The organism is bacterium (assembly GCA_009926305.1).
In the GTDB taxonomy this organism is placed as follows: Bacteria; Bdellovibrionota_C; UBA2361; order UBA2361; family RFPC01; genus RFPC01.
Window position 1 is genome coordinate 1 of sequence record RFPC01000144.1, and the last position, 3,198, is coordinate 3,198.

Genomic DNA, 3,198 nt, shown 5'->3' on the forward strand with positions numbered 1-3,198 from the left:
TCCCACATGTCAGGGATGTGCTGAGAGAGTTCTGCGAGAAATGATAATGGGTCAAAATCTCGGCACTGGCTCCCATCATCAGTGACTTTGTGTACCCGAACAATTGGCTGATCAGCGGATTCAATAAGTTCAAGTCGAGGATTGATCACTGGTGATTTTTTCAGGTACCGAGCGAGGAACCGCCTGGCGTCTGAGTCATGGTGAAAAACGGGAACACCAATAAAGACGTGAAAGCCTGAGTGTTCCCAACTTTTCATGGCATTTACAGTATCTTGGTCGAGGAGCGCTGCTTCGAGCAGGGCGTTAAACACATGATTTGCTAATTGCCGTGTGAGATATTCGGTATCAACTGAGTCAAGCAGATGAAAGTTCCCCTCAGGGTCTAACGCACCGTGAAGTCCGAGGCTGTGTATGTGGGGATGGAAGTTGAGCAGATCTCCAGCAGTGTGCAGCGCCATTACCGCGCCAGTCGTCCAGTCAGAGGGGAACGCGTCTACTATAAGATCATTCCAAGCGAGCTTGGCTGCCGTATAGAGCTTACCAAGCAGCTTTCGGTTGAACTTAAAGTAAGGTCTGAGCCGCTTTGGAATAGTATAAACTTGGTGGGAATGCTCATAGGGGAGCAGCACGTTTTCGTGTAGGTGCTCGCCAAAGACCAGTGCTCGCTTAGCGTCACAGGAGGGACAGAGATTTCTCCGCTTGCAACTAAAAGCAATAAGCTCTGAGTGATCACACTTTTCGCACTCTGCACGGGCACAGCCGTGGAGCAGAATCCCGCAGTTTAAGTAAGCATCAAATGCAGCAAGCACTTCATCGCGGAGTGCTCCGTATTCTGATTGAAACCGCTCTTCCCAGCACCACTCCAGTTCATCGCGGTACTGGTATACAAGACGGTAGAGCACCGTCTCTTCCGGGCGACGCCTGGTTCGCGCTGATAGCCGCTTCTTTGACTGGTCCCATGATGATTGTCTTTCCACATAGTGGAATCGAAAACAGGCAGGAAATGGGTCGGGATATGTTCAAACGAATGAACATTCAAGGGGTTAGCGTTATCTTTACGGCGATAGCTCGGGGGGCAGAGATGCTCGAGCGCGTAGGGCTGTGTAATAAAGCCGATGTGTTTCTCGCAGAACTCTCTGATCTCGGAGCTTTATCGGAGCCCGTCATGTTAAGCCCTGGGGATCGAATATCAGTTGAGATCCCACAGATTGGAAAGCTGGAAAATCCTGTGATACAAGAGAATTGGGAGCAATAGATTCATATGGGAGAGCTGACACCTGACAACAATAGGTCACATAAAAGACCAAGCGATGTAGCAAGGAGTGAGATGATAGAAGGGCTAGAAGGTACGAATTTCTCATGGCTTGGAGACAAGTACGAAGGAAAGGTCCGTGATGTCTACAACTGTGGGCGGGGCGAAGTCGTTCTGATATCGACTGATAGACAATCAGCTTTTGATAAGTCCTGGGGAGTTATTCCGCTTAAGGGCCAGGTACTTACACAGATTAGTGCTTGGTGGTTTGAAAAGGTGGCAGACGTGGTCAATCATCATGTGATAGCAAATCCGGATCCTAACGTTTTAGTTGTAAATAAGCTGGACATGCTACCAGTTGAGGTTGTGGTAAGGTCTTATTTGACGGGATCTACTCAGACCTCCATTTGGGTTAATTACGAAAAGGGGGAACGAAAGTTTGGTGGGATCACACTTCCCGATGGAATGAAAAAAAACGATCCTCTTCCGACTGCACTGATAACGCCAACCACAAAATCAGGAGAAGATGTTCCGATAACGGGAGAAGAAATAGTAAGGAGCGGTTTAGTTTCGAAAGGGCTCTGGGAAGAAGTTACAGAGACGGCCCTAAGGCTATTTAGGAGAGGCCAAGAGATTGCAGCTCAGAACAATCTCATATTGGTAGATACCAAGTATGAGTTTGGTTTGGACAATAATGGAAGACTAACAGTAGGAGATGAAGTGCATACTCCTGACTCTTCTCGGTTTTGGGTAGCAGATACTTTAGAGAAGAGGACCAGTGCTGGGCTCCCTCCAGAAAGTTTAGACAAAGAGTTTTTCCGAGGATGGTTAATTCAGCAAGGATTTGTCCCATCGGATCCCTCTTCTGGGGCTCAACCTGTAATAACTCCTGAAGTGCAAACAATGCTTTCACAGAAGTATATTGACCTGTACCAAAGAGTAACGAGACAAAAGTTTGTGGTAGAAGCTGGAGTATCCTCTGTAGCTGCGCGGATTGAAAGAAACTTAAGAGCTTACTTTGGGTAAGAAATCCTCTACAGTGGTTTTTTGCTATTTTCCACTTAATCGCTGCTCACTTCTGCTATACCCCTTTACTTTACTGTCAGATCAAATAGCGCCTACTTTCATCTTCTTCCCCTATTCAATTGTAAGAATACGAGAGTAGGCGGCGACACACGTTCGATGCAGTGTCCGTCTGCGAATTCAAAATCCGAAATACCTATGGAAGTGGCAGCCCTTTCGAAATTGCTTTCATCGTTGCGTTGTATTCCTTAATGGAGTCGCCATGGCTCCGTCGAACGTTATTTATCACCTCGATTATAGGAGTTTTATCGGGAATAGGAATTTCAATTTTCTGCTCGGCCAACTCTCGAATAGTGGGCTCATAGCCCCGTCTTGCGGAAATCTGAAAGTGTTTATTCGCAACGTCATTGGCCCCTTCACTAGCGGGAGCCAATCCCAATTTCTCATTATAGTCATCAACCAATGAGTCATAGATACTGCGATAAAATTTGCCGTAAGCATACATCGCTCTTTCGTCACCAGCTTCGATATGAGGTCTAAAAAACGAGTTTATAGCCAATGGTCACAAGGAAGCGGGCATTTCTCATAACAGCATTTTGTCTTTTATTCATGGGCGCTACTCAGGCATCAGCAACGCCGTACATTGACGGTCGTTGGCGGGGGCGCACGTTTCTTACAGCAGACACTTGCGGTGGGATGCCGAGCTTTGTCCGAAATCGATTTCGTATAGAAGAGCTTTTTAGGAATACGGCTGCAAATTGGATTAATTTGTGGGAGGGAGACACTTACACAGCAGGGCGTTGGACAGGCAACAGAACGTTTTTCACGACCAATGGCTTTGAGGGGTCTTATGGACGGATGGATATAAGCTATGAGTTCTCACGGGTGAGAAGACGTCTGGCTGATTTGCGTGTTACCACATA

Annotated in this window: 4 protein-coding genes and 1 pseudogene; 2 read left to right on the top strand and 3 right to left on the bottom strand. The window is 47.0% G+C overall.

Annotated features, from left to right (window positions below; translation table 11 throughout):
- Window positions 1-458 (bottom strand): hypothetical protein (locus tag EBR25_12910; protein NBW41882.1); only part of this gene is annotated, 458 nt, incomplete at its 3' end.
- On the opposite strand from EBR25_12910, the gene EBR25_12915 reads away from it, so the two are divergent.
- Window positions 393-641: a hypothetical protein gene (locus EBR25_12915; protein ID NBW41883.1), complete on the top strand. Its 249-nt coding sequence runs from the start codon at window positions 393-395 to the stop codon at window positions 639-641. The two genes, EBR25_12910 and EBR25_12915, sit on opposite strands and share 66 nt — an antisense overlap.
- Here EBR25_12915 and EBR25_12920 read toward each other — a convergent pair.
- A pseudogene (locus EBR25_12920) lies at window positions 543-977 on the bottom strand (IS91 family transposase). The gene EBR25_12915 and the pseudogene EBR25_12920 overlap by 99 nt on opposite strands.
- A gap of 350 nt (window positions 978-1,327) precedes the next feature.
- On the opposite strand from EBR25_12920, the gene EBR25_12925 reads away from it, so the two are divergent.
- The gene (locus tag EBR25_12925; GenBank protein NBW41884.1) at window positions 1,328-2,278 is read left to right on the top strand and encodes a phosphoribosylaminoimidazolesuccinocarboxamide synthase; all 951 of its coding nucleotides are present in this window, start codon (window positions 1,328-1,330) and stop codon (window positions 2,276-2,278) included.
- Between the two features lie 193 nt (window positions 2,279-2,471).
- On the opposite strand, the gene EBR25_12930 is transcribed toward EBR25_12925, so the two are convergent.
- On the bottom strand, window positions 2,472-2,834 hold the full coding sequence (locus tag EBR25_12930; GenBank protein ID NBW41885.1) for a hypothetical protein: 363 nt from the start codon (window positions 2,832-2,834) through the stop codon (window positions 2,472-2,474).
- Window positions 2,835-3,198 lie beyond the last annotated feature (364 nt).